The sequence below is a fragment of the Komagataeibacter kakiaceti JCM 25156 genome, assembly GCF_000613305.1.
Genome location: NZ_BAIO01000333.1, coordinates 1 through 2,677, shown reverse-complemented (window position 1 = coordinate 2,677; position 2,677 = coordinate 1). Strand labels below are relative to the sequence as shown.

General features: G+C 62.8%; 2 protein-coding genes and 1 pseudogene. All 3 read right to left on the bottom strand.

Annotation, left to right across the window (positions count from 1 at the left end; translation table 11 throughout):
- Positions 1 to 140 precede the first annotated feature (140 nt).
- The gene (locus JCM25156_RS13295; RefSeq protein WP_025813462.1) at positions 141 to 623 is read right to left on the bottom strand and encodes a type II toxin-antitoxin system RatA family toxin; all 483 of its coding nucleotides are present in this window, start codon (positions 621 to 623) and stop codon (positions 141 to 143) included.
- The gene (lipA, locus tag JCM25156_RS13290) at positions 623 to 1,615 is read right to left on the bottom strand and encodes a lipoyl synthase (protein ID WP_025813461.1); all 993 of its coding nucleotides are present in this window, start codon (positions 1,613 to 1,615) and stop codon (positions 623 to 625) included. Before lipA ends, JCM25156_RS13295 begins: the two co-directional genes overlap by 1 nt.
- Positions 1,616 to 1,722: 107 nt before the next feature.
- A pseudogene (locus JCM25156_RS24380) lies at positions 1,723 to 2,677 on the bottom strand (FAD-dependent oxidoreductase); the annotation flags it as partial.

Here is a 2,677-nt window from a genome sequence, read left to right as displayed (position 1 = left end):
TCGGCATCGCTGCCGGGAGCGGGCTGCGATGCGGGCGCGGCCATGGCGGGCAGTCCCGCCAATAGCAGGAAGCCACCAGCAAGGGCGGGAATAAGTTTTTTCATGATACTGGTCTCTATCCGGTCTGGCAGAGGGTGGGCTCAGGCGTTGCCTGCTTCAGCCGGACCGATCGGCTGCGGGGCCGGTGTGCGCGGCTGCCCGTAAATATCGCGTGCGCGGCGGATGAAGGCGGAAACCATAAGGCGCACGGCTTCGTTAAACACAACGCCGATCGCGGCCTGCAACAGGCGCGAACGGAATTCGAAATCCACGAAAAAATCCACCAGACATCCACGCGGATCCGGCGTGAACGTCCATACATTGTTCAGATAGCGAAACGGCCCCTTCTCGTACGTGACGCGGATGGTGCCGGGGGCTTCAAGCCGGACACGGCTGGTAAAGGTCTCGCGGAAGGGACCGAACCCGATGGTCAGATCCGCGACAAGTTCGTCAGCCGTGCGCGTGCGGACACGCGCGCTGGTACACCATGGCAGAAACTGGGGATATTTCCCCACGTCGGCCACCAGATCAAAAAGCTGATCGGGGGAATAGGCAATAAGCCGACGTTCGGCATGGGTGGGCATCACATACTCTCCATAGCGCCACGCTCCGTCCGCAGACGCTGTTCGCGGGCGGCGCGCAGTTCCGCAAAATCAGAATCCGCATGATACGAAGACCGGGTAAGCGGGGAGGAACTGACCTGAAGGAAGCCCTTTACACGGGCCATGGCCGCGTAATCGGCAAATTCATCAGGCGTTACAAACCGGGCTACCGCAGCATGCTTGACCGTAGGCTGGAGATATTGCCCCAGCGTGATGAAATCAACGTCCGCTATCCGCAGGTCATCCATGACCTGAAGGATTTCGGCCCGTTCTTCCCCCAATCCAAGCATCAGTCCCGATTTCGTGAAGATGGACGGGTCCAGCCGCTTCACGTCATCAAGCAGGCGCAGCGACTGGTAATAGCGCGCGCCGGGGCGGATGCCCGGATAAAGCCGGGGCACTGTTTCCAGATTATGGTTGAACACGTCCGGCCGCGCGCGGACCACCACCTCCAGCGCGCCGGGCTTGCGCAGGAAGTCAGGGGTCAGGATCTCGATGGTGGTATCGGGCGCGCTGGCGCGTATGGCCCCGATGACCCGTGCGAAATGCTGTGCCCCCCCATCGGCCAGATCGTCACGATCCACCGAGGTAATGACCACATGGCGCAGCCCCAGCCGCGCCACGGCGTCGGCCACGCGCTCCGGTTCATCGGGGTCGAGCGCGTGGGGCATGCCGGTGGTGACATTGCAGAACGCGCAGGCGCGGGTGCAGATTTCGCCCATGATCATCATGGTCGCGTGGCGTTGTGACCAGCATTCCCCGATATTGGGGCAGGCCGCCTCCTCACACACCGTGACCAGCTTGTTGTCACGCATGAGCTTGCGTGTCTCATGGTAGGTCGGGTGACTGGGCGCGCGCACGCGGATCCAGTCAGGCTTGCGCGCGATCGGGTTATCCGGCCTGTGCGCCTTTTCCGGATGGCGCAGGGCGGGGTCCCCCTTTTTTCGGTGGTCGATCATCACACGCACAGACATGACATAAAATCCCTGCAAACAGGTCGATAGCCAGAAGTGTAACGCCTGCCGCACCGCGTCAAGCGTTCATGCCCCCTTCCCCACGGGAACGGATCACAACCGCACGATCAGATATGCAATGCGCCGTCATACGCCGCCAGAACGGCCTCATGCATGGTTTCGGAGATGGTGGGATGGGGGAAGACGGTTTCCTTCAGTTCGGCCTCCGTCAGTTCACCCGTGCGGGCGATGACATAGCCCTGGATCATTTCCGTCACTTCCGGCCCGACCATGTGTGCGCCCAGCAGTTCACCGGTCTCCGCATCGAATATGGTCTTCACCAGCCCTTCCGGCTCACCCATGGCGATGGCCTTGCCATTGCCGATGAAGGGGAACCGCCCGACACGGAGCTTGTAACCCGCTTCCTTCGCGCGCGCTTCCGTCATCCCGACGGAGGCCACCTGCGGGCGGCAGTAGGTGCAGCCGGGAATGTTGAGCGGATTGATCGGGTGGACCGTGCGCCCCGCGATCAGTTCCGCCACCAGCACGCCTCATGGCTGGCCTTGTGGGCAAGCCAGGGCGCGCCCGCGATGTCCCCGATGGCGTAAACCCCCTTCTCCCCCGTGCGGCAGTAGGGATCGACCTTGATATGGGTGCCCGCCACCTCGATCGCGGTGCCTTCCAGCCCGATATTCTCGACATTGCCGACAATACCCACGGCGGAGATGACCCGCTCCACGGTGACCGGCTGCGTCTTCCCGCCTGCCGTGACATCGATGGTAACGGAGTTGTCGCCCTTTCTGATCGTGCCCAGCTTCGCGCCGGTCAGGATCTTCATGCCCTGTTTTTCAAGGGCCTTGCGGACAAAGGTGCTGATCTCCGCATCTTCCACCGGCAGGATGCGGTCGGCCACCTCCACAATCGTGACCTCGGCGCCCATGTTGCGGTAGAACGAGGCGAATTCCACCCCGATCGCGCCGGACCCGATGACCAGCAGGCTGCGCGGCAGGGCGGTCGGCGTCATGGCCTCCCGATAGGACCAGATCAGTCTGCCATCGGGCTCCAGACCCGGCAGCACGCGCG

Excerpts from the sequence above, each read along its gene's own strand:
- JCM25156_RS13295 (WP_025813462.1), bottom strand. The coding sequence starts at position 623 with ATGCCCACCCATGCCGAACGTCGGCTTATTGCCTATTCCCCCGATCAG.
- lipA (WP_025813461.1), bottom strand. The coding sequence starts at position 1,615 with ATGTCTGTGCGTGTGATGATCGACCACCGAAAAAAGGGGGACCCCGCC.